This window comes from Paenibacillus sp. CF384 (assembly GCF_900106745.1).
Lineage (GTDB): Bacteria > Bacillota > Bacilli > Paenibacillales > Paenibacillaceae > Paenibacillus_Z.
Window position 1 is genome coordinate 1 of sequence record NZ_FNNV01000022.1, and the last position, 26,824, is coordinate 26,824.

General features: G+C 50.0%; 27 protein-coding genes. 11 read left to right on the plus strand and 16 right to left on the minus strand.

Annotation, left to right across the window (positions count from 1 at the left end; all coding sequences use genetic code 11):
• Window positions 1-265: 265 nt before the first annotated feature.
• Window positions 266-559: a hypothetical protein gene (locus tag BLW29_RS26910; RefSeq protein ID WP_090985511.1), complete on the minus strand. Its 294-nt coding sequence runs from the start codon at window positions 557-559 to the stop codon at window positions 266-268.
• Window positions 560-661: 102 nt separating this feature from the next.
• On the opposite strand from BLW29_RS26910, the gene BLW29_RS31565 reads away from it, so the two are divergent.
• From BLW29_RS31565 to BLW29_RS26930, 5 genes are all read left to right on the plus strand, one after another.
• A complete protein-coding gene (locus BLW29_RS31565; RefSeq protein ID WP_177186839.1) occupies window positions 662-799 on the plus strand; it encodes a hypothetical protein in 138 nt (45 codons plus the stop codon).
• 6 nt (window positions 800-805) lie between these two features.
• A complete protein-coding gene (locus BLW29_RS26915; RefSeq protein ID WP_090985513.1) occupies window positions 806-1,177 on the plus strand; it encodes a VOC family protein in 372 nt (123 codons plus the stop codon).
• Window positions 1,178-1,199: 22 nt separating this feature from the next.
• Window positions 1,200-1,976, plus strand: coding sequence for a helix-turn-helix domain-containing protein (locus BLW29_RS26920; RefSeq protein WP_090985514.1), 777 nt, complete (start codon window positions 1,200-1,202; stop codon window positions 1,974-1,976).
• Between the two features lie 145 nt (window positions 1,977-2,121).
• Window positions 2,122-2,955, plus strand: a complete 834-nt coding sequence (locus tag BLW29_RS26925) for a phytanoyl-CoA dioxygenase family protein (RefSeq protein ID WP_090985516.1) — start codon at window positions 2,122-2,124, stop codon at window positions 2,953-2,955.
• Between the two features lie 85 nt (window positions 2,956-3,040).
• Window positions 3,041-3,490 carry a hypothetical protein gene (locus tag BLW29_RS26930; RefSeq protein WP_090985518.1) on the plus strand — a complete coding sequence of 150 codons (450 nt, stop codon included), beginning with the start codon at window positions 3,041-3,043 and terminating at the stop codon, window positions 3,488-3,490.
• Here the strand turns inward: BLW29_RS26930 and BLW29_RS26935 are convergent.
• Both BLW29_RS26935 and BLW29_RS26940 read right to left on the minus strand, forming a co-directional pair.
• Window positions 3,392-5,146 (minus strand): response regulator, encoded by a 1,755-nt coding sequence (locus tag BLW29_RS26935; protein WP_090985520.1) that lies wholly within the window; start codon window positions 5,144-5,146, stop codon window positions 3,392-3,394. The two genes, BLW29_RS26930 and BLW29_RS26935, sit on opposite strands and share 99 nt — an antisense overlap.
• A complete protein-coding gene (locus tag BLW29_RS26940) occupies window positions 5,143-6,987 on the minus strand; it encodes a sensor histidine kinase (RefSeq protein ID WP_090985522.1) in 1,845 nt (614 codons plus the stop codon). The genes BLW29_RS26935 and BLW29_RS26940 overlap by 4 nt, the downstream gene beginning before the upstream one ends.
• A gap of 171 nt (window positions 6,988-7,158) precedes the next feature.
• On the opposite strand from BLW29_RS26940, the gene BLW29_RS26945 reads away from it, so the two are divergent.
• The 4 genes from BLW29_RS26945 to BLW29_RS26960 all read left to right on the plus strand — a co-directional run bounded on the left by BLW29_RS26945 (window position 7,159) and on the right by BLW29_RS26960 (window position 11,707).
• Window positions 7,159-8,046, plus strand: a complete 888-nt coding sequence (locus BLW29_RS26945) for a carbohydrate ABC transporter permease (protein ID WP_090985651.1) — start codon at window positions 7,159-7,161, stop codon at window positions 8,044-8,046.
• Window positions 8,047-8,048: 2 nt separating this feature from the next.
• Complete coding sequence (locus BLW29_RS26950; RefSeq protein WP_090985524.1) at window positions 8,049-8,882, plus strand: carbohydrate ABC transporter permease; 834 nt, start codon at window positions 8,049-8,051, stop codon at window positions 8,880-8,882.
• A 123-nt stretch (window positions 8,883-9,005) separates the two neighbouring features.
• Window positions 9,006-10,355 carry an ABC transporter substrate-binding protein gene (locus tag BLW29_RS26955; RefSeq protein WP_090985526.1) on the plus strand — a complete coding sequence of 450 codons (1,350 nt, stop codon included), beginning with the start codon at window positions 9,006-9,008 and terminating at the stop codon, window positions 10,353-10,355.
• Window positions 10,356-10,489: 134 nt separating this feature from the next.
• Window positions 10,490-11,707 carry a PQQ-dependent sugar dehydrogenase gene (locus BLW29_RS26960; RefSeq protein WP_090985528.1) on the plus strand — a complete coding sequence of 406 codons (1,218 nt, stop codon included), beginning with the start codon at window positions 10,490-10,492 and terminating at the stop codon, window positions 11,705-11,707.
• A 123-nt stretch (window positions 11,708-11,830) separates the two neighbouring features.
• Here the strand turns inward: BLW29_RS26960 and BLW29_RS26965 are convergent, their stop codons facing one another.
• The 10 genes from BLW29_RS26965 to BLW29_RS27010 form a co-directional block, all read right to left on the minus strand.
• Entirely contained in the window at window positions 11,831-12,442 is a 612-nt protein-coding gene (locus BLW29_RS26965; protein ID WP_090985530.1) for a PadR family transcriptional regulator, read from the minus strand.
• Between the two features lie 5 nt (window positions 12,443-12,447).
• Complete coding sequence (locus tag BLW29_RS26970; RefSeq protein ID WP_090985531.1) at window positions 12,448-14,058, minus strand: DHA2 family efflux MFS transporter permease subunit; 1,611 nt, start codon at window positions 14,056-14,058, stop codon at window positions 12,448-12,450.
• Window positions 14,059-15,283: 1,225 nt separating this feature from the next.
• Window positions 15,284-15,508: a hypothetical protein gene (locus BLW29_RS26975; protein ID WP_090985533.1), complete on the minus strand. Its 225-nt coding sequence runs from the start codon at window positions 15,506-15,508 to the stop codon at window positions 15,284-15,286.
• A gap of 225 nt (window positions 15,509-15,733) precedes the next feature.
• Window positions 15,734-16,726, minus strand: a complete 993-nt coding sequence (locus BLW29_RS26980) for a lipoate--protein ligase (protein WP_090985535.1) — start codon at window positions 16,724-16,726, stop codon at window positions 15,734-15,736.
• A gap of 15 nt (window positions 16,727-16,741) precedes the next feature.
• On the minus strand, window positions 16,742-17,542 hold the full coding sequence (locus BLW29_RS26985) for a helix-turn-helix domain-containing protein (RefSeq protein WP_090985537.1): 801 nt from the start codon (window positions 17,540-17,542) through the stop codon (window positions 16,742-16,744).
• A 110-nt stretch (window positions 17,543-17,652) separates the two neighbouring features.
• Window positions 17,653-18,327, minus strand: a complete 675-nt coding sequence (locus tag BLW29_RS26990; protein WP_177186840.1) for a C40 family peptidase — start codon at window positions 18,325-18,327, stop codon at window positions 17,653-17,655.
• A 126-nt stretch (window positions 18,328-18,453) separates the two neighbouring features.
• The gene (locus BLW29_RS26995) at window positions 18,454-19,194 is read right to left on the minus strand and encodes a phytanoyl-CoA dioxygenase family protein (RefSeq protein WP_090985542.1); all 741 of its coding nucleotides are present in this window, start codon (window positions 19,192-19,194) and stop codon (window positions 18,454-18,456) included.
• A gap of 96 nt (window positions 19,195-19,290) precedes the next feature.
• Complete coding sequence (locus tag BLW29_RS27000) at window positions 19,291-19,590, minus strand: Dabb family protein (RefSeq protein ID WP_090985544.1); 300 nt, start codon at window positions 19,588-19,590, stop codon at window positions 19,291-19,293.
• A gap of 170 nt (window positions 19,591-19,760) precedes the next feature.
• Complete coding sequence (locus tag BLW29_RS27005) at window positions 19,761-20,576, minus strand: phytanoyl-CoA dioxygenase family protein (RefSeq protein WP_090985546.1); 816 nt, start codon at window positions 20,574-20,576, stop codon at window positions 19,761-19,763.
• Window positions 20,577-20,705: 129 nt separating this feature from the next.
• Entirely contained in the window at window positions 20,706-21,557 is an 852-nt protein-coding gene (locus tag BLW29_RS27010; RefSeq protein ID WP_090985547.1) for a helix-turn-helix domain-containing protein, read from the minus strand.
• A gap of 93 nt (window positions 21,558-21,650) precedes the next feature.
• Here BLW29_RS27010 and BLW29_RS27015 point away from each other — a divergent pair, with 93 nt between their 5' ends.
• Both BLW29_RS27015 and BLW29_RS27020 read left to right on the plus strand, forming a co-directional pair.
• Window positions 21,651-22,175, plus strand: a complete 525-nt coding sequence (locus tag BLW29_RS27015; protein ID WP_090985549.1) for a hypothetical protein — start codon at window positions 21,651-21,653, stop codon at window positions 22,173-22,175.
• A 133-nt stretch (window positions 22,176-22,308) separates the two neighbouring features.
• Window positions 22,309-23,241 (plus strand): manganese-dependent inorganic pyrophosphatase, encoded by a 933-nt coding sequence (locus BLW29_RS27020; RefSeq protein WP_090985551.1) that lies wholly within the window; start codon window positions 22,309-22,311, stop codon window positions 23,239-23,241.
• A gap of 308 nt (window positions 23,242-23,549) precedes the next feature.
• Here BLW29_RS27020 and BLW29_RS27025 read toward each other — a convergent pair whose 3' ends face one another.
• The 3 genes from BLW29_RS27025 to BLW29_RS27035 form a co-directional block, all read right to left on the minus strand.
• The gene (locus BLW29_RS27025; RefSeq protein WP_090985553.1) at window positions 23,550-24,860 is read right to left on the minus strand and encodes an ABC transporter substrate-binding protein; all 1,311 of its coding nucleotides are present in this window, start codon (window positions 24,858-24,860) and stop codon (window positions 23,550-23,552) included.
• Window positions 24,861-24,910: 50 nt separating this feature from the next.
• The gene (locus tag BLW29_RS27030) at window positions 24,911-25,309 is read right to left on the minus strand and encodes a hypothetical protein (protein ID WP_090985555.1); all 399 of its coding nucleotides are present in this window, start codon (window positions 25,307-25,309) and stop codon (window positions 24,911-24,913) included.
• Window positions 25,310-25,416: 107 nt separating this feature from the next.
• Window positions 25,417-26,664 carry an ABC transporter substrate-binding protein gene (locus BLW29_RS27035; protein ID WP_090985557.1) on the minus strand — a complete coding sequence of 416 codons (1,248 nt, stop codon included), beginning with the start codon at window positions 26,662-26,664 and terminating at the stop codon, window positions 25,417-25,419.
• Window positions 26,665-26,824 lie beyond the last annotated feature (160 nt).

The following is a 26,824-nucleotide window of genomic DNA, read 5'->3' on the forward strand; positions in this document are numbered from 1 at the left end:
ACTAGATCTTCTATGGAAACGAACTCGTAATTCTGTTGTTTATCCCGATTTGAACGTAGCATTTTACAACACCATCCGTTTGTTATTTGTTACTTGTATTATACTATATTAACGCGGTGTCGTGTTAAATTATGAGGATATAACAAAGGCTGTCGAGACTTTCTCGACAGCCTGAGCAGCCCGAGAGGGCTGCTTTTATTTAAGTTGACTTCCCATCGCGGTCCGCTTGATAATCGAGGTACAGATGGAAATAACTAGGACGAGGTTAGTCCTTGGAGGGCAGATGCTGCTTGAGTGAAACTATCTTCGTGGCCAGCTCTTTGGCTAAATCGGCTTGCTTGCGCGTGCTTGTCTTGATCTCTTCATTAAGCTTATTCTGGCGAGACAGCTTGCTGTTGAGATCACTGGCGGATTGACTTAGTTTCATGTCGCGCTGCAGCTGCTTAATCTTGGCCTGCGCCTTGTCCGCTTTGGCTTTCTCTTGCGGGATCTTGCTCTCTATTTCAGCAATTTCGCGTTGCAAACGATCGACAATTGCTTTGGTGAAATTAATGGACATGTCGGGCACCTCATACTCGTTTAGTGTAGCTAAGTCCTCATTTTACTATAGATGCTCCGGTTATGCGAGGAATGGAAGCCGAGGATTAGAGGAGGTCGCGGAATGCAGGAGCTTGTCGGGCAATGCGAGCAATGTAAGAAGGAGATTTTCTGCAAGGATGGGTTTCTGGAAGGTTTGATTTTGGATGATGGGAAGCTGGTTTGCTTGGACTGTTCCAATCAGGAAGAGAAGGAGCGATGATAGAAAATGTCGATTCAATTGAGGAGCACGTATCTTACCATTCCGGTAAGCAGCTTCGCCCAATCCACCCAGTGGTATGGTGAACATCTGGGATTTCGCGTGGTGAAAGAGGATCCATTCTATATCGAATTAGTGAATGAGTCGGGTATTCGCATTCTTTTCCAGAAATATGAGCACAGCCTCAACTCGCATTTCGTTTACCCGGATGGCGCGCTTCAGTCCTCGTATGGGTTTATGGTAGACGACGCGGAGGCTGCTTATCATGCGTTTATTGAACGAGGGATTAAGGTCGGTGAGCTCTTCATCTATCAAGGCAAATCGTTCTCGTTCTATGATCCGGATGGCAATTTTATTGAAATATGGAGCCCAGTGCAATAACAGTTGAAGGAGGTCATCAGCGTTGATCAAGCTTCATAGCTGTTATGCGAAGGATTTTCACGGGAAATGGGAGATGGGCAAAAGCCCCACGCAGTTTCACATCCTGCTCGTCGTGACGAAAGGGAAAATTATCTATTACGTCAATGATGAATCCGTCTTGCTGCAGAAGGGAGATGTCCTCTTCATGCCGGCCGGCACGGTGCGCGGGGGGATATCGATGAGTGAAGAGCATCAGCGGTATGCCACGCATTTTACGCTGGACGATAATGATCGATTGCTGCTGCCGCTTCTCGCGGAGAATCGTTATTGCAAGACAACCATAAGCGGGTTTGAATATTTTAAGCAGCGGTTCATGTTACTGAAGCATCACTGGCTCATGAGAGGGCCGTATTCGGAACCGACATGCTATGCGATTCTGCTGGAGCTGCTTAGCATTATCAATTATGAGCGCGACAAGTGGAAGCTTCCGGCGAAGAAGATTGAGATGACGGAGGATATCAAAACCTATCTGCTCGATCATTATAAGGAGTCGGTTTCGCTGGATGATTTGGCGCATTTGACGGGGAGGACGCCGAATCATGTTTCGCATCTGTTCAAGTCGGTCACGGGATTGTCGCCGATTGACTATTTGCATCATGTCCGGATCGTAAAGGCGAAGGAGTTGATGATTGATAAAATGATGTCGATCAGCGAAATCGCGGAGGAGACGGGATTTTGCGATCAGGCGTATTTTAACCGGGTGTTCAAGAAAGTGACGGGCTGCTCGCCTACGGCATTTATGAAGGGCAGGACGGGATGAACGGATTCGTAGTGGTAGTTGTGGTAGCGCTATCATGATAATCGTTGAATCGTCCAAAAGAAAGCGGGATCGTTACTCGAAAGCAGCCAGCAAACCAACTATGATTGAGAAAGGTTGATTATCAATCATACGGAGGGGATTACGCGTGGATCCATCGTGCTTGCAGTATGCGTTGACCGAAGAAGAACGGAAGCAGTTTAACGAATTGGGCTATCTGGTTGTCGAGAATGCGCTCTCGCCGGAGCAGGTTGCGGAGCTGACTACAGAATTTGACCGTATTTATGAAGATAAGCTGAGCGGCGGGCATGACCCGAGTACGGCATTGTTTTATCCAAATTTCATCCCGGATCACAGTTCGTTTCTTAATCTTGTGGATTACGATAAAGTGCTGCCCAAAGTATGGGATATCCTCGGCTGGAACATATACTTATACCATGCGCATATGATTGCGACTCCTCCGTCTGGGAAGCCGAAGAGTGATGCGACGTTCGGCTGGCACCAAGACAGCGGGCGCGTCAATATGGAGATGGAGTCGCATCCGCGTCCACGTTTATCGCTGAAGGTGGCGTATTTCCTCTCCGATGTGTCGGAGCCGGATCGGGGCAACTTCTGGGTGGTGCCGGGCAGTCACCTGAAGGACAACTTGGAAATGCCGGCTGATCGGCAAGGCCAGCCGGAAGGCGCGATTCCGGTATGCGTGAAACCGGGTTCGGCTGTCTTCTTCGATCGCCGCACATGGCATGCCGGTTCGCCGAACTGGTCGGACTACACGCGCAAAGTGTTGTTCTACGGTTATGGCTATCGTTGGATTCGCACGAAGGACGACATGACTGTGCAGCATCTGTGGGAGAGCTCCGACCCGATTCGGAGGCAGCTGCTTGGCGCGAGCGTGAATTGCAACGGCCACTACAGTCCGACGGACGAGGATGTGCCGCTGCGCGGCTGGCTGAAGGAGCATCAGCCGGAGCTGGTGCGGTAGTAGAATGGTATTGAAGGCTGCCGATTGGCAGCCTTTTTTTATTTTATTATATTGAGGTGAGCATGTGTCGCTCTAGGAGCAACACATGCGCGAGATTGCTGGATTTGTGGCGCAAGAGTTGCTCTGGGAGCAACACATGCTCGGGAATGCTGGATTTGTGGGGCAAGAGTTGCTCTGGGAGCAACACATGAGTGAGGAAAGCCGAATTTGTGGGAAAGAGTTGCTCTGGAGCAACACATGCGTGAGGATTGCCGGGTTTTCGGCGCAAGAAGCGAACGAGGAGGTCTACATGAGCGGAAAGTCTAGATTTTTGGCGCAAGAAGCGAACGTAGAGGTCTACATGAGCGAGAATGCTGGGTTTCCGCCGCAAGAAGCGCATGTAGAGATCTACATCCGCCGAGATACCTGGAGTTCCGCCGCCTCGCCGCCAACCCAACTATTCCATCCCATACTGCCGCTTGCGGAACTCGCTTGGCGTGCAGTCCATCAGCTTCTTGAACACTTTGCTGAAGTACTTCTCATCTTGGAAGCCTGACATTTCGGCGACTTGGGTGATTTTCAGATGGGCGCTGGCTAGCAGGATCTTTGCCCGATTAATGCGGCATGCGGTGATGAAATCCGAGACGTTCTGGTTCAGCTCTTGCTTGAATTTGCGAGAAATGTACTCGCGGCTGAGATGGAATTTGTCCGAGATGCTCTGCAGCGTCAAGTCTTCGTGAGCGAACTTCTCGATATGGGCGGCGATGTCGCGAATTGTGCTGCCGCGCTCGTTGACCGCGTTTAGCCGTGCACCGATCTCGCAGGCCTCGCGGAAGAAGGCTTCTTTCCATGCCGCATACAGGAAGGCGCCGCCCGTATCTACAGGCAAGGAACGGCTGCTATCCCCGGCATACGTGTTACCCACGCCTTCGACATTGCGGCCGCCCTCCCAGATCGCAGCGGCGAGCTGGAATTCCCGTTGCCAGAGCAGCAGATTCTCCGGCGTAAGCCGGTTTCTCTGATCGAGAGCATCGAACCATAGCTGCAGCGCACGGCGGATGTTTTCCGGACTGCCGCTTTGCACGGCGTAACGCACACGCTCCTCGTAGGAGCTGAAGAACAGCGCCGGCTCCGTAACAGAAGCCGAAGCCGCGCCACCTTCAAAGCAGTGAATGCATTTCCCCGTCTGAAGCAGGTTACGCTGCATCAGTGCAGTCCGCGCTTGCCGGTAGGAAGCGGTAAGTCCGGATGGGAAGGCAACCGGCAGCCCGACGCCTATGGCAAGTCGCGCCTTCAAGGCAACGAACAAGGCATCGTTGCACTCCACGAGCAGTCCGGGCACATCCACCGTGCCGTCCCAGAAGAGTAGAACGATCTCCTGCTCAGATCCGGCATGGTGGCGGAAAGCATGACCCGCGCCGCGCTCACGCAGCATCTCGTTCACGATATTAGCGACTGCATAGGCGAAGAGATCCCGGCCTGAGGAGCCGAACTTCTCCGCTACGGCAAGCGGGGTAGAGCTTAGCTCCACAATGGCAGTCCGAATCAGGGTCTGGGATACAGCCGAAGTCGCAGTCGCAGCGTCCTCCCCAGTCCTGTCTACGCCATCAGTCCGGCAACCAGCCGTAATTCCTCCACCGCCTTCAATCCGGCCACCAGCCGCAATTCCTCCGCCTCCGTCGGCCTCATAAGCCATTCCAAACGGCTTCATCGCCAGCGCGAACTCCTGCGCGGAACCGTTCCCCTTCATTAGCGCAGCCAACAGCTGCTCCGTATAGAGCGGCTTCAGCTGATTCAGCTCGATATCTTGCCCGCGTGCGCGCGAACGGCTCGCATCCTCGCTGCGCCAACTGTTTACCGCCCGCTCAACCGCACTCGTCAGCTGATCCGCATCGATAGGCTTCAATATATAATCCATGCCCCCGAATTTCACGGCTGTTCGGACAAAATCAAACGTATCATGCCCGCTGATGACGATGATTTTGCTATCCGGCGCATGCTCCGCCATCCACTCCATCAGCTTGTCGCCGCCCATCATCGGCATCATCATATCCGTAAATACAAGCGCGGGCCGCTCTGCTTGAATCATTGCCATTCCCGTCGTGCCATCATCGGCCTCCAGCACCGTCTCAATGCCAAATTGCTGCCAGGGTACAAGCAGCCGGATCGCCTCGCGAACATGCCGTTCGTCATCTACAATGAGTGCTTTCATCTTGTGTGATCCTCCATTGCATGCGGAATATGTAGCGTTACCGAAAACCCATGCGGGTGCAAATGCTGAATACTGAGCGCGGCGTCCTGTTTAAAGTAAAGTCTCAGACGGAACAATACGTTCCGCAGCCCGATTGCCAGCCCTTCTTCCTCTTCATCTTCGAGCTCATCATCACGCATTAGAAGCCGATTAAGCTCCGCCATACGTGCAGCAGATATCCCTTTTCCATTGTCCGATACCACGATCGTGAGTGCCCCGTCATCGCCAAGCGAACTGGCAATAACGAGCTTCGCCGGCTGCTCCGACGGCAAGAAACCGTGCTTGAAGAAGTTCTCCACCAGCGGCTGCAGGATCATCTTCGGCAGCCTTATGCTGCGAGTACGCTCGTCGATCATCAGAATGATATCGAGCGAGGAGTCGAAGCGCTCTTTTTGCAAATCGAGGTAAGCCTGCACGTAATCCAGCTCCCGGCTCAGCTCCACCCCAACATCTGCCATGTCCATTTGATAACGCATCATCTTCCCAAGTGAGGTCACAAGCTGATATACTTTCTTGTTGCCATGCTGCAGCGCAACGGTCCCGACGGATTGCAGCGCATTATAGAGAAAGTGCGGGTTCACCTGTGCCTGCAGCGCTTTGAGCTGAATGGTTTTGTTGGCAAGCTCAAGCCGGTACTCCTTCAGGATCAAATTGTTAATCGTCTGCATCATCGACCGGAATCGCTTGGCTAACAGCCCGATTTCATCATTGCTCTGGATATCGATCTGGACGTTCAAATTCCCGGAATCAATCTTATTGACATAACCGATCAGCGCGAGCAGCGGCTTCGTGAAGCGATAAGAGATGAGCAGCAGGGCAATGACCGCAATAGCCAGGAAGGCCGCGCCGACCCAGGTATTTATTAAAGCGGTTTCATTCGCAGTCGCGTACAGATGGCTGTTAGGCGTTTGCTTGATCAGGTACCAATTCATGTAGTTGGTTTTCACCTGCTGGTAGAAGATCATCCCGGAGAACGCATGCCCATCCCAGTCAAAATGCCCCGTCTTCGTAGAGGCACTCCGAACAGACTTAAACCATTCCGTATCCAGCCGCTTTCCAATTTGAGCTTCATCGGAGGAGATTAAGACGCCGCCATCGGCATCAACCAGATAGAAATGCTCATGTCCGGCATCGTACAACTGACGATTCAAATCACTCAGCACGCTCGTCTTCACATCAATCGTAAGCTCCGCCAACTGCACATCGCTAGGGGCCAAGAAGATCGGACGATGAAGGGTGAAGACTTGTTCTTCCTTCACGGGAGACTTGATCGATAACCCGTAATTGTGGCTCAAATGCGTTGGTTCGATATAGGTTTTGGATGCCATCGCGATAGATCCATTCTGATGTTTGCCGACTTTGATGTCGTCATTCCATAGTAGGTAGCTCGTATTCTGACCTGCTACATAGAGTCTGATTTTATAAAATTCCTGCACGCTTTGATAGATATTATAGAGATGATCCTTGAGCAAATTCCGGTTCTGGATGACATCGCTGATTTGATTAGGGAACACTTCGTTCTCCATATTGTGCTCCAAAATATAGTAGAGTGAGCGGGGGACATTCATCGAATTGTAGACAGCAAGCGACTTCTGGTTGATATTGTTCATATAGTTGACGATATTCGTTCCACCGAGCGCGAGCAGTCGGTTGTTCTTCGATATGGCCTCTTTCGTAATGGAAGACTTCGTCTGGTGATACGAGATTGCGATGGAAGCTGCGATCGGCAGTATGGTGGCGATTAAGAAGAGTGTCATCATCTTTTTGCGGATTGTCGTGTTTTTGAACAAGGATGTAGTCAAAGGATGGCCTCCCGAATCGATGGGGTGGATTTTGGTATAAACATACGCTATGAATTGTGAGTTGGTCAATATATTCCACCATGAAGTTCACGATCGTCTGTCGATTGCGGTTATCGAGAGCCGCTATACTGAGGTACGAGGGTTAAGAAAGGGGACATCTAGGTGCAGAGCGTGAATCGCAAAATCAAATGGCATGAATGGCTGCAGCAAACCGTATTTGTCGGACCGGGACTTCTGATATTTCTGCTGATCGTCGCGGTACCGTTCTTTATGGGTTTCTATTATACGTTTACGGAGTGGGACGGGCTGGATCTGAACCATGCGAAATGGGTCGGCTTCGAGAATATTCATCGCATCTTCACGGACGATGAACGGTTCTGGACCGCTTTCTGGTTTACGGCGAGATTTACAATCGCGGCGGTTCTGCTGACGAATGTGATGTCGCTATTGTTGGCCATGCTGCTTACGCGCAATCTGAAGAGCCGAAACGTGCTTCGCACGATCTTCTTCCTGCCGAATGTCATCGGCGGCTTGCTGCTTGGCTACATTTGGTACTTTATCTATGTGCGCGGGTTCGCGGCTGTCGGGGAAGCGACGGGGCTGGAATTCTTCAATCTTCCTTGGCTCGGTACGCCGACTACAGCGTTCTGGGGCATCGTTAATGTGTTCGTGTGGCAGACAGCTGGCTACATGATGATCATCTACATAGCAGCGATTATCGGGATTCCGAAGGATTTGACGGAAGCAGCACGTATAGACGGCGCTAACCCGTGGCAGATTTTCCGCTCGATCACCGTTCCGCTCATTATGCCGGCCATTACGATTTGTCTGTTCCTGACGACATCGAATGCATTCCGGATGTTCGATCTGAATTTGTCCTTGACTGCCGGCGGACCGGGTTATGCATCCGAGTCGATCGCACTCAACATTTATCGTGAGGCGCTTACGAATAATCGGTACGGACTAGGCACGGCCAAAGCGATGATCTTCTTCTTCGCGGTCGCGCTGATTACGGTCACGCAGGTTTGGTTCACCAAGAAGAAAGAGGTGGAAGCGTAACGATGGAAGACAAACAACGATATACGCCACTTCTGTTCGTATTCGAGCTCTTATGCGCACTATTGGCGCTGCTTTTCCTGACGCCGTTCTATTTTCTAATCATCAACTCGTTCAAGAAGCTTGGTGCTATTCTCTTGAACGCGGCAGAGCTGCCGACAAGCTGGGGGTTTGGGAATTTCAAGCGAGCTTGGATCGCGATTGATTTTCCGGTCGTGTTCATGCACTCCGTTGTGATCACCGTTCTAAGCGTAGGCTGTCTGGTGATTGTAGCAAGCATGAGCGCTTACCGCTTGGTGCGAAAACCGACAACGTTCAATAAGTTCCTGTTTACCGTCTATGTGGCGGCGATGATTATTCCGTTCCAGTCGGTCATGCTGCCGCTGATGCGGATCACGTCCATGTTTGAACTGCGTGGGCATGTATACGGAATCGTCATTTGCTATATCGGCTTTGGGATTTCGCTCTCGATGTTTCTGTTCCACGGCTTTATCAAATCCGTGCCGCTTGAGATTGAAGAGGCTGCTGTCGTGGATGGCTGTTCGCCTTATGGGGTGTTCTGGCGCATCGTATTCCCGCTGCTGAAGCCAATTGCCGTTACGGTCATCATTCTGAACGTTCTGTGGATTTGGAACGACTATCTGCTGCCGGTGCTCGTCATCAATGACAATTTCACCACGATCCCGCTGGCGGTGCAGAAATTCTTCGGACAATATTTGCGTAAATGGGATTTGGCGATGGCGTCGCTGACACTGAGTACATTGCCGATTATTGCATTTTTCCTATTTCTACAAAAACATATTATTCAAGGCATTACGGCAGGATCCGTTAAGGGGTAATAAATTGATATTTAACTAAATTAATCAAAATATTACACTATCTAGTTCAATTTATTCGGTGTATTCGCGGAAATATGCACTCTATAATTGGAAATGTAACCAATACCATTTGGGAGGCCAATCATGAAGAAAAGATCGATATTCGCACTTACGCTTGCCACTGCACTGATCGCTAGTGGATGTTCCAGCAACAATAATAACGGGGGCAACAGCACAGACGGGGAGAACGCGAAAGCGAATAACACCAAAGCGAACAACACCGCTGCTGCAAACAATTCGGCGACTACAGAGACAACAAACGCGCCGAAAGAACCGGTAACGATTAAAGTATTCCAATTCAAAGTAGAGATTGCAGCTGCACTTGCGAAGATGGCAGAGGCTTACGAGAAAGAAACAGGCGTGAAGGTCGAAATCGAAACGCATGGCGGCGGCGAGGACTACAGCGCATTGCTGAAGGCTGAGCTTGCAGCAGGCGAAGAGCCTGAAATCATTACTTCGAGTGGCTGGTCTGGTTTCGATCCTTACGTGGACCGTGCGGTTGACCTCTCGGGCGAGCCATGGGCGAAAGATCTGGTAGAAGCTTCCCGTGCGCAAATTTCCCGCGATGGCAAATTGCTCGGCATGCCGATGACGCTTGAAGCGTACGGCTTGACGTACAACAAGGATCTGTTTGCAAAAGCAGGCATCACAACGCTACCGCAAACGCTTGATGAACTTGAAGCGGCTTGTAAGAAACTTCAAGATGCAGGCATTATTCCTTTCGCATTGACCAACGAGTGGTGGTCGCTCGGTATTCATACCTTAAATATCGCGAACGCAACGCAGGCTGATCCTGCTGCATTCATCGATGAAATCAAAGCAGGCACGAAAACATTCAAAGACGATGCGCTTACTAAACAATGGGTTCGCCTTGTAGACATCATGTTCGCAAACGGCCAGAAGGCTGCACTGACAACGGACTACAACACGCAAGTGGCTGAGTTTGCTGCCGGTAAATACGCGATGATTCAGCATGGTAACTGGATTCAAGGCATGGTCGATGAAGTGAATCCGGAATTGAACCTTGGCATGATGCCGGTACCGCTGGAAGGCGCGCCGAACGTATTCACAGGCGTACCAAGCAACTGGGTTGTTAACAACAAATCCGCTCATCCGGACGAAGCCAAAGCATTCCTGAACTGGATGGCCACTTCGGAAACAGGTAAGAAATTCGTAGCAACTGATTTCAAATTCATTCCGTCGATCACTTCGATTCCGGCTGATCCAGCTGCAATCGGTAAAATCGCGGCAGACTTCGCAACGTTCTCCCAAGAACATCCGGATCAAGTGAAGGGCTGGCAGTGGGATCGTTTCCCAGACGGCATCACGCAACAATTCGGTGCTGCGATGCAGGAGTACATGGGCAAGCGCATCAAATCCGACGAGCTGCTTGGCAAGTTTGATAAAGCTGTAGCGGATATCGTGAAGAAATAATAAGAAATGGCTGAGCAGGGGCGACCTTGCTTGGCCTTTTTTTATTTGCGATGAGGTAGCCATTCAACTTGAATTGGTAATTCCAGCTATGAGATGATCGGACTAGAAGAAAGCAGAGGAGGTTGATCAAGAGGATGATGATGAGGACATGGCCGAGGGGACTAACTGCAGCTGTGTGGCTGCTCGGACTTTGTTTGCTGCTCACTGCTTGTAAAGGGAATGAAGAGTCGGTGGCGATGCCTTCGAATGAAAGCGGGCAAGCTAATTCGGCTGGAGAGACGCAGGTTACATTAGAGGCCGTTGTGCCAGATGGGACGCTGGATAATCCGGTTGGGATGGTGAGCGAGCTCGGTGTTACGACCGCGTTGCGAGATAAAGTATTTGTGATTGAACAGCCGGGCCAAGTGGTGATGCTGGATCTGAAGCAACCTTCTGAGAAACCGCAGGTTGTGCTCGATATCCGTGATCGCGTGTACAGTGACGGGAATGAGCAAGGGCTGCTCGGGTTGGCTTTTCATCCGAAGAAGCCTGGGATTGCGTTCGTGAATTACACAACGAAGACGCATACGGTCATCTCTCGTTTCGTGATGAGTGATCCGGAACATCCGGAGCTGCTGGATCCGGCGAGCGAAGTGATTATATTGACGTATGAGCAGCCTTTCTCGAATCATAAAGGCGGACAGCTTGCTTTTGGACCGGACGACGGGTACTTATATATTGCAGCAGGAGACGGGGGCAGCGGCGGTGACCCGCATGGCAACGGACAGAATAAGCAAAGCTTGCTCGGCAAGGTGCTGCGCATCGACGTGAATACCGGCGTTAACGGGAAGCACTACAGTATTCCGGCGGATAATCCTTTTGCAGGCGGTGGTGGTGCCCCGGAAATCTACGCGCTTGGGCTGCGCAATCCATGGCGTTTCAGCTTCGATACCGTTACGGGTAAACTATGGGCGGCAGATGTCGGGCAGGATCGACTTGAGGAGATCAACCTCATCGAGAAAGGCGGCAATTATGGGTGGAACGTCATGGAGGGGAATCTCTGTTTCGAACCTAAAGAAGGCTGTAAGAAGGAGGGGCTGATCGAGCCCATCTTCACCTATGGTCGCGACAAAGGCGTGTCCATTACGGGCGGCTTCGTGTATCGGGGCAAGGCGCTGCCGGCGCTTGTCGGTTGGTATGTCTACGCGGATTACGCAATGGGCACGATCTGGGCGTTAAGGGAGAATGAAGATGGCAGTGTCGACAATAAAGTGTTGATCGAGACCGATCAGCTGATTACTTCGTTTGGCGTTGACGCAGACGGGGAGCTGTATATTTGCTCGCAGAAGGGCAGTTTGCTGCGATTGAGCTAAGTAAGGGGAATGAGTAAGGAGAACCGGCTGTCGCCGGGTTGTATGTTATGGAAAAGCCGCTTGGCGATGTGAGGGGAACGAATTCGTTCATGCTCACACGGCCAAGCGACTTATTTGATGTTCTTATTCCGACGTTGGCAGCTTCTTATGCTTAAGGAATTCTTCCCACTGTTCCGGCGTCAGCTTGTGTCCTTCGAAGAGACTGCCGGAGCGCGCTTCCTCCAGCAAGGTTGACAGCCACTTCTTCTCGGTCTCGCCGAAATCGATGAAGCCTTGAATCATCAGCGCGGAGCCGCGAGGCAGGAAATTTCCTTTGAGCTGGAGCACGGCGTGCATCCGCTCAATACGGGATTGGCAGGCTTCCAGCTGTTTCAGGATCTTCGTTTCTACCGTCTTCGGATCACCGTGGCGAACGAATGCCAACGCGAGAAAGACTGGATGCTGCGGGTAAGAAATTTGTTCGAATTGTGCGATAAGCAGCTCTTGAAATGCCGTTCGTCCGGAATCCGTAATCCGATAAATCGTCTTATCCGGTCGATTCTCCCCAGGTACCGAGACGACCTCGGCCGCCTCGATCAGTCCATCCTCGCGAAGCTGGTCTACTGCGTAATACAGCGATCCGTCGCGAAGCTTGAAGCATTCATTCCAGTTCCGATCTTTTATCGTCTGGCGAATTTCGTAGGGGTGGCGTTCAAATTCCATGAGCAGCCCCAAGATTAAGAGCCTCATTGACATGAAGGTTATCCTCCGTGGAACGAAGGCGCTGGTTTGCCGTCGCTTTGGGGACCCTGTTGTCCTTCAGCGCCTGACTTGCCGGGTGCACCGGGTTTACCTTGCGGTCCGCCGGATTTGGATACTTCCAGCTTTGCACGTCCCATTAGGATTGCGAAGATGAGTGCCAGCACCGGAAGGATAATCGTCCATTGGAAAATAAAGATGATGGAGTCGCCGAGCTTGCTGATCAACTGTGAAATGAGATCGGCAGGCAATCCCAATTTGGCTTGAATATCCGGGTTAAGCAGCGCTTGACCGCCTTTGATCTGAGCAGCTACTTCCGGGTTAATGTTTGGTATGTCTTTCACACCGGATTGGAAAGCAGATTTCTGCATCGCACCGAATACGGTAATCCCAAGCGCAGAACCGATCGTCCGGAAGAACGTAATCAGGGACGAAGCCGAGCCTTTGTATTGAGGTGGAACAGCGTTCAACGTCGAGATGTTGAGCAAGGAGAAGGAAACCCCGATGCCAAGACCGACGATAATCATAAACAAAGTGATGACAAGTCTGGATGTTTCTTGATCCATTACATAACCTAGAAGAAGCGTGCCAACTAACAGGGTCAGAGCAGATACGACCATGACGTCGCGATATTTGAGTTTGCTGACAACTCGACCGCCAACCTGGCTGCTGAGCACGACGCCAAGCATCATCGGTGTTAGAACGCTGCTCGTTTCTGTCGCTGTTTTGTGGAAAACGCCTTGAATGAAGAGCGGGATGTACGTTGCAGCAGCGATCATAATTCCGCCGTACAGAACGCTGATGGCCATGCTGCTGGTAACGACTTTGTTCTTGAATAGGGATAGTTTAATAATTGGATCTTTCGCAGAACGTTCAATGAACAAGAAGGCGATCAGCAATACGCCGGCAGCCACGAAGAGCGAAATGGTTTTTGCCGAATCCCATGCCCAGCCGTCCGAGCCGCCGAGTTCGAGGCCGAACATCAGCGTAAGGACAAAACCTGTCAGCGAGATTGCACCTAACCAGTCGATGATTTGTTTACGCGGATTGGATTGTTCGTGATACGCTTGCGCGATGAAAATCACCGCTAGAATGCCGATCGGTACATTGATGTAGAAAATCCAGCGCCAGCTAAGATTGTCGGTGATCAGGCCGCCCATTACCGGTCCGAAGACGCTGGATACACCGAATACGGCGCCGAATAGTCCCATCATTTTGCCGCGTTTCTCGGCTGGGAATAGATCGAAAATAATCGTGAAGACGATTGGCATCAGAGCGCCGCCGCCGATCCCTTGAATGGCGCGGTAGATGATGAGCTGCTCCATGTTCGTTGCGGTTCCGCAAAGGATGGAGCCGACCATGAACAGAATCAAACCGGCGAGAAAGAACCGTTTGCGTCCGTACATATCGGATAACTTACCGAAGATCGGGGTCGATACGACCATCGCGATCATGTAGGCAGAGTACACCCAGATGAATTTATCGAAGCCTCCGATCTTCTCGATGATCGTAGTCATTGCCGTCGATACGATCGTTTGATCGAGTGCAGCCATAAACAGACCGAGTAGTAGGCCCGCAATTACGAGTTTAACATTACTTTTTTTGGCGTCCACGGGGTTCATTCCCTTCCTTGTTGAGTAGTATGTACTCAAATTTGAATACTACTCATTTTATTATACTCAAATTTGAGTTTACAACAAGCAATAATTGGATGTGAGGGTTGTTTTTATTTTGTGAAGGCGACGGAGGCTGAACGTCGCAGGCTGTGGGCCGTGCATGTGGCAGGGGCTGAGAGTTAGGGAATCGAACTCTCAGTAATGATGCAGGCTCGGAATCGCTGTTGGCGGAGGCTGAGAGTTCGGGAACGAGACTCTCAGCGGTAAATCGAAGGGGGAATGATGCTGAGCGTTCCAAAGTGGAACTCTCAGCATTGTTGAAGGTCCGGAATCGCCGTTGGCGGGTGCTGAGAGTACGGGAACGAGACTCTCAGAGGTGAATCAAAGGGGAAATGATGCTGAGCGTTCCAAAGTGGAACTTTCAGCTCAGTCGGAGGCCCGGAATCGCCGCTGGCGGAGGCTGAGAGTACAGGAACGAGACTCTCAGAGGTGAATCAAAGGGGAAATGATGCTGAGCGTTCCAAAGTGGAACTTTCAGCTCCAACAAGAGTGAGATTAGTGTGTAGTTGTCGATAGATCCACTTTATAAGCGGTATATCCGCTAAAGGTGGAACAATCTACTCCGAAGTGGAGCCGAAAGCGGCATAACCGCTTACAGCCCTGAGGAAGAGTAACAGAAAAAACTGAGAGTCGCAAAAGGCGACTCTCAGAGGCAAAAGCGCTAATAAAAAGAGCTGAGAGTAGGAAAAACCGACTCTCAGCACAAACGCAGGGCTGAACTCGCCTCTGGCGAGAGCTGAGAGTCGCAAAAGGCGACTCTCAGAGGCAAAAGCGCTAATAAAAGGAGCTGAGAGTAGGAAAAACCGACTCTCAGCACAAACGCAGGGCTGAACTCGCCTCTGGTGAGAGCTGAGAGTCGCAAAAGGCGACTCTCAGAGGCAAAAGCGCTAATAAAAGGAGCTGAGAGTAGGAAAAACCGACTCTCAGCACAATCGCAGGGCTGAACTCGCCACAGGCGAGAGCTGAGAATCGCAAAAGGCGACTCTCAGAGGCAAAAGCGCTAATAAAAAAAGCTGAGAGTAGGAAAAACCGACTCTCAGCACAATCGCAGGGCTGAACTCGCCTCTGGCGAGAGCTGAGAGTCGCAAAAGGCGACTCTCAGCTGCGAAAAGATCCGGCCGCTTCAAACGCGCCCGCCGCGCGACAAGCGACGGCTGCCGCGTCAGTCGTTCTCGACGACGCGGGCGACGGGGCCGGAGCAGGTGCGGCATTTGCCGGTCAGCAGCAGCGCACGTTTCTCCTCGCGGATGCTGTAATCGACGATCTCGACGGCACCGCCGCAATTGCCGCAAAATACGTTGCGGACGAGCTTGTCCCGCAGCTGCTGCGGGATGGATTTCCAAGCTTGCAATGCTTTAAGTGAAGTGACATTATCGGCCTTGTTCATGCGATTCCCCACTCCCATTCCATTCGAATTACTTGAGCCAGTCAGTTGTCGGTCATCCGGTTATTCAGTCATCCAGCATGCCATCCAAGTCATCATTCACTCATCCAGTAAGTCAGTCATCCATCGATCAAGTATGCCATCCAGTATGTCATCCAGTCAGTCATCCACTCACTCACTCATCCAGTAAGCCAGTCAGTCGTTCAGCCAGCCTACCAGTCAGCAAGATCAGAACAACAATGCAAGCCATTCCTCCCGCTCTACCGGACCGAAGCATAAGGTCAGATCAACATCCGCGAGCGCTTCAGCAACATCTTGTGCATTATACCTTACACCGGCGAGTCGATCTGTAACGAGGGATACTTCCGCAGTCCCGAAGAAATCGCCGAAGACGGATGCTTCAGTAATGACGCCTTCCTGCACGTTGAGCCGGACATCGAAGGTGCCGGCGGTTAGCCGTTTGACCTGCCGCACATTAAAGGCCGGCGACCGACCATAGTTCCAATCCCAGCTGCGATAGCGTTCTTCCGCAAGCTTCTGCACAGCAGCGAGATCCGCGTCAGTCAGCTTGTACGCCGGAATTTCGGAGCTGCTGCCGAAGATCGACTCCAGCAAAAACTGCCGAAATTGCTCCATCGTCAGCGGCTCGCGCAGAAATTCAGTGATGTTCGCGACACGGCTGCGGACGGACTTGGTCGCCTTGGACTCGAACTTGGCTGGGTTGACGTTCAGCGCGGAAACGATGGAATCGACTTCGGAATTGAACAGCAGCGTGCCGTGGCTGAACATCCGCCCTTTGGAGGCGAACTGTGCGTTGCCGGAGATTTTGCGTTCGCCGACCTGCAAATCATTACGCCCGCTGAGCTCCGCTTCTACGCCTAGCTTGCGCAGAGCTTCAACGACAGGCTCGGTAAACTTGCGGAAGTTATGAAAGGAACGCCCATCATCCGAAGTGATGAAGCTGAAATTGAGATTGCCGAGATCATGATAGACGGCACCGCCGCCGGATAAGCGACGCACGACATGAATGCCGTTCTCCTCCACATAAGCGCCGTTTACCTCTTCGGCGGTATTTTGATTTTTGCCGATGATGATGGAAGGCTCATTAATGTAGAAGAGAAGATAATCTTCTCCATCGCCGCCCAAATGGCGCAGCGCGTATTCTTCTAGTGCAAGATTCCAAGAGGGATCGTTGTTGTTGCCGTTATCGATAATTCGCATCGCATGTCCTCCAAGTTAATTCGTCGTTCCCCACGCGGCTTTCCGGATTTCCGAAGGCGTGCTGCCAGTCTGTTCCTTCACGAGCCGCGAGAGATGAAACGCAGTCTTGAACCCGCATCTTGTCGCAATTTCTCCGATAGAAAGGCCGGATTGAGAGAGCAATTCGGTTGCCTTGAGCACACGGTATTGCCACAGATAGCGGATCGGTGTCAGGTGTTGATGAACGTGAAACAGTCGGACCAAGTGCTCTGGAGATACACCGGCAGCTCCGGCGAGATCAGGAAGAGCGATTTCTTCTGTGTAGTGCTGCTGAATATAGGTTAATGCTGCAATGATGCTGGGATGCAGCTCTTGCTGCTGCTTCGTTTGCGCGATTCTCGCAGTAAACAGTTGAAAGGCGGAATATCCCAGACTTATCATGAGCTCGTCCTGCTTTAAATAATCATTTTGCAAAGAAAGCAGCATATCGGTCACCGAATTGAGTGCCTCCGGAATTGGCATGCTAAAGGGCAGGCTGTCCAAATACTGGAGCTCAGCATCCGTAAGTGCTGACACGGATAAGGTAACCCAGCGGTGCCAAGACTCTTGCGACTCGGCAAAAGCAAAATATTCGTGATGCTGCGGCTTTAGCAGAACGACTTGTCCGGCTTTGACTTGATAGCGAGCGTTATCGATCATCAGATCGAGCTCACCGGTATGAAGCAGCACCAGCTGCACATCTTGCTGTACGCGAGGTCCATAAGTGCCTTTGGGCGGATAGACGATGGTGCCGGCGTAGGCGGATGTGATTTTGTCGTAAGGGAGTGCTGAACTCATGTGAATCGTTCCTCCTTCCTTTCATTATAGCGCCCGAATTGCAAAACAGGAACATGGCGCAGCTCAAAAAAAGAACAGCCCGGCATGGCCGCCAGGCTGTCTTCAACATGCTAATAAACTCTTCTGGCGCCTGCGTAGCGCGGACCCCAGTAGGCGTTGTCCATCTGCTGAACATAGATTCCCTTCGAGGACAATGCCGAAATGAACGAACCGCCGCCCATATAGAAGCCGACATGATCCACGACTCCTGTTGACGGATTTCGGAAGAAAACAAGATCCCCCGGCTGCAGCATCGACTTATTAACCGAGAAGCCTTGGCTGAACAGGTTCGTAGAGGTTGTCCGCGTTTGAGAAACGCCGAATTTCGTAAACATATAATAGATAAAACCGGAGCAGTCAAAGCCGCTTGCCGGACTCGTTCCACCCCATACATAAGGAATGCCGAGGTAAGAGGATGTATCGGCAACGAGCTTTTGCTTCAAGATGGCATTACTAACGGCTTCTAGCGTTAACGGACCGGTAATTCCGTCAGCCACAAGTCCATATTTACTTTGAAAGGCGATAACAGCATCGCGAGTAACGGTGCCATAATAACCGGTTGCAGTTGCATAGTTGAAATACCCAAGCTTCTTCAGATCCGTCTGCAAATTCGTAATCACGCTGCTAGATGCGCCGATCGAGTAGGTGACAGCGCTCGCATGAGTATGTCCAGTGAAGGTCGTCGCTTGTACGGCTCCTGACAGAAGCATAAAGCTGATGGCCGCCAGTATGGTTTTCTTTCTCATGATTGCCCTCCATCCCTGTTTATGTATAGACCACCACTTCAGCATACCAGTATCTAATGCGGGAAATAACCTGTGTTTTGATGGAAAAAAGAAAAGCCCGGCAGCCATAGCCGGGCATCACTCGCATTAATAGAGCGGAAACTTCTTCTGCAGATCGCTGCGCGAAGTCGTCGCATCCTCGCGGATATAGTGGCACACATAAGAACGGCGCCAGCGGTCGGTGCTCCGATTGCGAGTAGACGAATGGATGAGCAGCTCATGGAAGAATAGGATATCGCCTTTCTCCATAATGACCGGAACTTCCTGCTTGAGATCGATTCCTTCCGTCTCGTCGGTCCAAGGCTCATGCTCATCGATGTTCTTGACGGCTCCGTGGGGAAGCAAACCGAGCTTATGCGACTTCGGGATGACCCAGAGACAGCCATTCTCCTCGTCTACGCTCTCTTCCATCGCGATCCAAGCGGCGATCATCGTCATCGGATCGTTCTTAATATAATAGAAATCCTGATGGGCCGCTTGTCCTGGGGAACCCGGCTCTTTGTAGAAAAACATGCTTTGCACGCACACAGCTTCACGGCCCATAAGCTGAGCAAGCGTTCCGCGCACGATTGGCAGCTTCATCATTTGGCGCGCGAATCCGTCATGCAGATGGGGGTTAAACAAGCGAATCGAATATTTCTTGCTCTCTTCGCAAGCGGCCCATTCCGGCATCGGCTTCTCGTCGCGCAAATCATAAATATGTCCGTTAAAGGCGTCGATTAGGTCAGCTGAGCAGCCTTTCTTAATCAGCAAGAAACCCTCTTCATTAAATTGATCTATTTGGGCTTGTGTAATCGGCGTTGTTAAGCGTGGGACTACTTTGTTCATCGCTCTCATCCTCTCGCATTGGTTAACTCAAGCTTACTGTGAGAGGCGAGTCCGCGACAATGGCTGACATTATCAGATATATATCTGAAATTGATATTAGATGTGATAGTCGACGACGACTACACTCTCAAGCAGACCGTCCAGCGATTTCACGAACGCTTGATGAACAGGATGCGGGCCGTAAGCGCGCAGTGCATCTTGGTTCTCGAAGGTTACGCGAAGTCCAAGGGAGTAACCGTGGATATTGCCTGTTTCTTCTGTGATGTTGCGTCCGGCAGTGAGTTCGACGATGCCCGGAATAGCGCCTTTGAATGCAAGCAGGCTGTTTACCAGCTCTTGTTCCTTCTCGGGCGTAACGGTGGCGTTCATTTTGAAAATAACGATATGCTCAAACATGGAATTCGCTCCTTTAATAGTTGATTGGTTTTCGCAGGTGTTTCATTGGTGACTGTCCAATAAAGAATTATAGCAGAATTGTACGCGATAATGGAGCGCTGAGGGATGATGGTGGCAGGTGGATGAGTGAACTCAAAAAAAGGGTACCGGCAGCCCGGTACCCTTGCTTATTAGCCCATCATCATTTTGCTGCTGGACGCGGCAGCGGCGTCTTCTTCTTCGAAGGCTTTCGCATCGGTCATCCACGGCGTTACGCCGAGCAGCATTTTGCGCATATTCGAGGTTGCACCGGCTTTGAGCTCTTCGGAAGGCTCGTAACCAGGCCATGTGCGCAAGCAGGATTGGGCGTAGTTGTAAATGAGTGAGCGGCGAGTGACATCAGACAGATTGTTCAGCGCCGAGTGGTACGTGTAGCCGTTGAAGATAACGGCCGTTCCGGCTTTGACGTTCATTCTGACATGGCCCGGGAGGTCCTCTTGTTTCTCCACTTTAGGCAAATCCTCATCCTTCATGTGGATGCTGCCTGGCAAGAAGGCGAGGCAACCTCCGTCATACGGCACATCGGAGAGGAAGTAGAACACTTTGACCATGAAAGGTGCTTGCTTATCGCCAAAGAAAATTTTCGTAGTCGTGTCACGGTGCCAGTTGGTATGCGAAATCTTGCCCGGAGGTTTGAGAAGGGCATCGTTATCGATCATCACGAATTGATTGCCGATCATATCCCGCAAAATATTCATCATCCGTTTATGCTCCAAAAGCCCGGCAAAGGTCTCACCATACTCAATGATGCCGCAAATCTGCTTCACATGGTTCAACTGCCCGGTAGCTGGGTTGACGCGACCATTGACTTCGAAGTCATGAAAAGCTTGATCCATGTCTTCGTTAATGGAATCGACTTCTTGGCTGCTCAGAAAATCCTCAATCACCAGAAAACCATCACGTTCCCACATCAATTGCTGTTCGCTCGTTAATCCGTATAGGCTCATTCTTAGACCCTCCTAGTCAGTAAACGCTTTAATTAACTTTAGTTTACGATATAGAGAGGTACGATTGAAGCTGGCGAATTGCCGATTAAACTCAATAAATTGCTGTTTATAAGAATAGCCCAATCAATATTAGAGACGACGCAAGCTCCGGCGGAAATCTCGCGGCGAATCATGCTGAACTTTCAGAAAAGCATGCAGGAAGGAATTATAGCTGGCAAATCCGCTTTGCTCGCTGATCTCCCCGATCGAGAGAGACGTGCTGATGAGCAAACGCTTCGCATGATGCACCTTCTTGAGCAGGACGTATTCCTTCGGCGTAACGCCGTATTGCTTCTTATATTGGCGGATAAAATGATACAGGCTGAGATTGGCGATTTGTGCCAGCTGCGATACGTCTTCAACCTCCAAATAGTTCGCATCCATGAACGCTCGTGCCCGCTGCAGAGGCTCCGGTTCGGAGCCGTGGTTCGTCAGCCATGAACCCCCTAAGTCGCGCTGCTTCCGGAAAATCTCCATAAGCAGCTGATAGATATGCGCAGACAGAGGCATCTCATAGGCCGGATGCTGCTCACTCATAAGCGCTGCGATCTGTTCGAGCAGACTGTGGATTTCATTAACTGAAGGAAGATTTTGCACGATGGAATAGGACGGTTCGCCGAACAGCTTCGGCCAGAAATGCTCCATGTCAATGCCGTCGAATACCAAATAATACATTTCGAAAGCGTTCTTCGCTTCCGTCTTATAAGCGTGAGGCAGCCGCATGTCATGCACAACGCAGTCGCCTTCCACGATCTCAATCCACTGGTTGGCATGCTTGAAGGCGCCTTTGCCTTTGGTGATGAACAGGATTTCATAAGCCGGATAATAGTCGCGCGTATAGAGAAAATCCGATCGAGGTGCATCATAACCGCCGATTAATCCAAAGAACAGATGACTCCGCGCAAACTCGCTTGGCGTGCCGACAATTTCGAACGAATTCATAATGCCACAGATCCTTTCGGACAAGCCAATAATAGGTTATCTTCATTATATCGCGATCATATGGAAGGCTGCATGCAAAAGGAGTTGATAGTTGTGGAGAAGCAGGAAGCTGCTGTACTTTCGGAATGGATAGAGCGATCTAGTGTTGGGCCAGTCGAAGCCTATGATGTAACACGTATCAGTATGGATGGATTGCCGCTATCGAATTTTCATCAATGGTCCAATGGCAAACCGCTTGTGAATGCGTATCATATTGCCCGTACAATCGGCGGCGCGTTATATGTGCTGTTCATCGATTGGCATCGGAATGACAACTATTATATGGTGATCTATGCAGGGGATAAATCGACCACGCATGCCGAGATTCAGAAGCTCGTTTATGATCGCGAAGGGATAGCGTCTCATCTGCGGTGGACGTACAATCCAATGAAACGGGATGGCGGCAATGCCGTGCGCAAAGCGTACTTTAAGCAGCAGTGGGGCGGGCTCGCGACAACGATTCCGATTCTGGGAGCACTGCGGGAGAACGAGGCGGATTTGTTCTACGATGCACTCTTCGAGTTGGTGGAGAAGCGTCTTCGGGCGGACAAGGCACCTGAACTTTTTGACGAAATATAGAACTGTGAGGAATTTACCTGTAATGGAATAGGAATTCACGGCAATAAACGGTATAATACCGATTAGGGATTTATTCTTACCGGCGTTCTTATGGTCGCCAGCACCCAATAAACAGCGAATAAGGAGTATGAAGATGTCAAAAACATTGATTTTCGGACACAAAAACCCGGACACGGACACAATCTGTTCGGCAATTGCTTATGCAGACTTGAAAACAAAGCTTGGCCAAGAGGTTGAAGCGGTTCGTCTTGGTGAAGTGAACGGCGAAACGCAATACGCGCTGAATCAATTTAAAGCGGCTGCGCCTCGTTTGGTTGAGACCGTTTCGAACGAAACAAGCAGCGTTATTCTTGTTGACCACAATGAGCGTCAGCAAAGCGCTAGCGACATCGATAAAGTGCGCGTCCTTGAAGTTATCGACCACCACCGTATCGCTAATTTCGAGACTGCTCACCCGCTCTACTACCGCTGCGAGCCTGTAGGCTGCACGGCGACCATCCTTAACAAAATGTACAAAGAAAACGGCATCGCGATCGACAGCAACATTGCAGGTTTGATGCTTTCGGCCATCATTTCCGACTCCTTGCTGTTCAAATCGCCGACTTGCACGCCGGAAGACGTTGCAGCAGCTCGCGAGCTTGCAGCAATCGCAGGTGTAACGCCTGAAACTTACGGCCTTGAAATGCTCAAAGCCGGCGCTGATCTCAGCGACAAAACAATCGCGCAATTGATCTCGCTTGATGCGAAAGAATTCTCGATGGGCAGCTACAAGGTAGAAATCGCGCAAGTAAACGCGGTTGACGTAAACGACGTATTGTCCCGCCAAGCAGAAGTTGAAGCGGCACTGAACACGATCATCGCTGACAAAGGCCTTGACCTGTTCGTATTCGTCGTAACTGACATCTTGAACAACGATTCCGTTGCGCTGGCACTTGGTAAACAAGCGGCAGCCGTTGAGCAAGCGTACAGCGTGAAGCTTGACGACAACAAAGCGGTTCTGAAGGGCGTAGTTTCCCGCAAATCGCAAATCGTTCCAGTTCTGACTGAAACACTTAGCAAACTGTAGGATATAGATGAACTAGGACATAGGAAAGAGGCTGATGATTGCTCATCGGCCTCTTTTTTGCGCCGAGCAGTGGGGCGGGGGGCGGAGGGCGAAATGTTGCCGATTAGTCAATATTTCAGAGGCGAAAGGCCACTATTTGATGAAATGCTGCTTAGAATGCAACATTTTCGGCTCATAACCGCTTCAAAGTACCTTACCATAGCGAAATGCTGCTTATTCGGCAGCATTTTATGGTTACCAGAATGAAAACTAAATAAAATGCTGCCTTTCGGGCAACATTTTCTTCGAGACGAGCCATCGCCAAATGATTACTTCTTTTGCTCTAGCTGCACTGCCGCTGCATCGACCGCCTTTTGCCCATTCTGCTCGGTAAACCGCAAACCATCTTCAAGGGATACTCGCCCTTCAATGACATCCTTCATAATCCGTTGTCCGACAGTCTTAAATGCATTGATAATTTCATAGTCAACGTCAATGTAGGGGTCAACTTTAAGTTTAGCCGCCATCTGGCTGGAAAAGGCCGAAATGTCATGTCCGGCTGCATTCAACTTTATATCGCTGATCGCCGGAATTCCTGTTTCCACGTTCGCCTGCATATTCGACTTCATATTGCTGCTGTCACCTACTATGAAAGATAGCAGTTCCCATGCTTCTGACTGATGCTTCGACGCGGACGATAAACTGAAAATTTCATTTACGCTGTACGAATCGGAATAGGTAGGATTGCCCGTTTGAACGGGAGCTGTAACAACCCCCCAGTTCACTGGCGGAAGATGAAAATATTCAGCACCGTTATTAAGTTGAAATGCTGCCGTTTGCGTGAACACCTGCATTGCGGCATTGCCGCTCAGAAACGGGTCAGGTTTGATGGTGCCGCCTGGCTCTTCCGCTACATTATAGATGGCTCCTGCACGATAGGCTTCCACGACTTCAGTGTAGATGGCTTTCCATTGAGCTGTATGAATAGAAACCTTCAACTCATCTGGATTAATGAACCGTAGTCCCTCTGTCTGACCTACACGAAGAAATGAGGCGAACTCGATATCGCGGTAATAGTTCGTTACGAAACCGTCGAGTCTTTCACCATTATCCATCTCTTGTGGAAATCGTTTAGCAGTCTCAAACACTTGCTTCCAGCTCATCTGATTCGTCGGGAACGGTATTCCATACTTCTTAAACAAATCCATATTATAATAAATGCCTTGGCTCATATACGAGGGAGACAAGCCATATAATTGATCTTCTTTAGTAGACAATAAATCAATGACGATGGGGGATAGCTTGTTCATGCTTACTTCATCGTCATGCATAAATTGCCGAAGTTCAACTAACTTATTCGTTGAAATCATCTTATTGTACTGCATCATAGTATCAGTAAATACAACATCTGGAACCCGTTCTCCGGCTGTAACGGAGTCAGCTCCGATGGTTAGTACTTCTACTTTCATTCCGGGATGCTTCCTTTCAAACTCATATCCATAGCGCTGATAGAACGCCGCGGCGTTTGGATAATTTACCGTTAGTGTGACTGTCTCCTTGGAGTCCGCGGTCTGACATCCGGTTATCGTGTTCATCATTAACACCAAGCCACATAGAAGTGCTGCTTTTCGAACGTTCATCTCATTCCTCCATAAGAAAAGGCGGGGATGTTATCCCCACCCGAGGTAGATTACCAAGTAGTGTTGCTGTAAGATTGGTCACTGCTGGTACCATTCTTATAATAAGTGCGAGAAGCAACGCTCAACGAGCAAGATACATTCGCTTTATAGGTTAAGTCTTTCGTGTACCATGCAGCTTCGCTGCCAATCGTTGTGGTTGACCCTACGCCTGACTCTTTCTGTACACCGCCTTGAGAGAAAACACCATTCACATTCAGCGACTGCATGTTACTGTTTGTCGTAACCGCATAAGCTTTGCCTCTTACATAAGTTGAGCTTGACTGGCTGTAATTAATATAAGCGTTGGTGCTGACATTCGGGTCAATTGCTGCCGATGCCGGAAGTACAGAGGTGACGAATACCGTCCCTAGTACAGTCAAAATGCCTAGATTTCTGGACAGCTTGTTCATTCTAGCGATCTCTCCTACTGTTCAATTTGGTATATTGAAGTCATTCTCCATCTGCAGTATAGAGATTGACTCAAACCCGGGTAGAATTAGGTTGCCCATCTATTGAATCATGACGTACCGGCTTGCTCCTCAGCGAATTGAATGGCTGCTTTACTTTGCAATTCTTCCAGAGCTGCTTGCACATCCAGCTTGTTGTCTACTATTTGCCCTAGTGTCTGATTCACCAAGTTGTAAACCGAAATAGACAAGTAATCGTTATATGGAAGCAGAGCCGATGAATGATAATAAGCAGCTGCACGTTCTTGATCAATTTGACTGAGTAGAGCAGGAAACCCATGGTTATTTTGTGATGTCCATCTCATCGTTTTCTCGGAATTGAGAAACTTAATGAGCTCCCATGCGGCATCTTCATCATGGGTCTGATTCGCAATCGCATAGATCCCATCGACTGTAAAATGACGCGTGGTACCGGGTTTATCCTCTTCCGACGGTATAGGAACGGCATTCCATTCGAATGCAGGATTCTGCTGAACGATATGTGTATATTCTTCGTAGGAAGCCAGTATCATCGCCCGTTCTCCGCGAACAAATTCATCCACAGTCGGCTCTTGCTCAAATACGATTGATCCGCTCTTCAATGCTTCCGATGCCGTATTCCAAACCGATTCCCATCCCTTCGAATTAAGGGAAACGTTGTCTGATTGATACATGGACAATCCCTTGCTCCACCCCATATCACGCAGCAAAAAATAAGGAGTCGGGCTATCGATCTGCAGTCCCTTTATCGTTGGCTGGTTTTCGGAAACAAAATGAATCGATTTTTCCAATACATCCTGCCACGTTTCATTTCCTGTCGGCACCGCTACATGATTAAGATCAAAGAGCTGCTTGTTGTATAGGATCGCTTTACTATTGAAATTTGATGGTATTCCGTACAATTTGCCATTGCCATATGCACGAACAAATTCAATCGCCGATGGAACAAATAAAGATAAATCATAATGATCGTTTGTTGCAATGGAGTCCATATCTCTTAATAAACCATGATCGATATATTCATTTATTTGTTGCCCCGGAACGAAAATCACATCGATGTCCGGATGCTTATTTAACCATTCCTCTGCGCTTATCTTGCCTTTTACCACATCCGAATAGGATTCGATCGTATAGTGAAGATTCGGAAATTCGCGATCAAGCAGGTCCCGATACTTCTCTTTGAAATTGGCCTCGGAGAAATACGCAATCTCCAGTGTAGTCTTCTGATCGGCGCTCCTAAGTAATCTGTCTTCCTCTTGGCAGGAAGAAAGCAGCAGCATAGCTGCAATGGATGAGAACAAGCCCTTCCTGATGTCCACTATTCAAGCACTCCTTAGTACAGATAGTAAATATTTACATTAGAAACTTAGCATTATTTACTAGATGGATCAAGATAGTGAAGTTGCCTTTTTCTAAAATTTTGTTAAATTTTGTTTATAATTTCAGTGTTAAAGTTTGGGAGATAAATAAGTCTCAAGT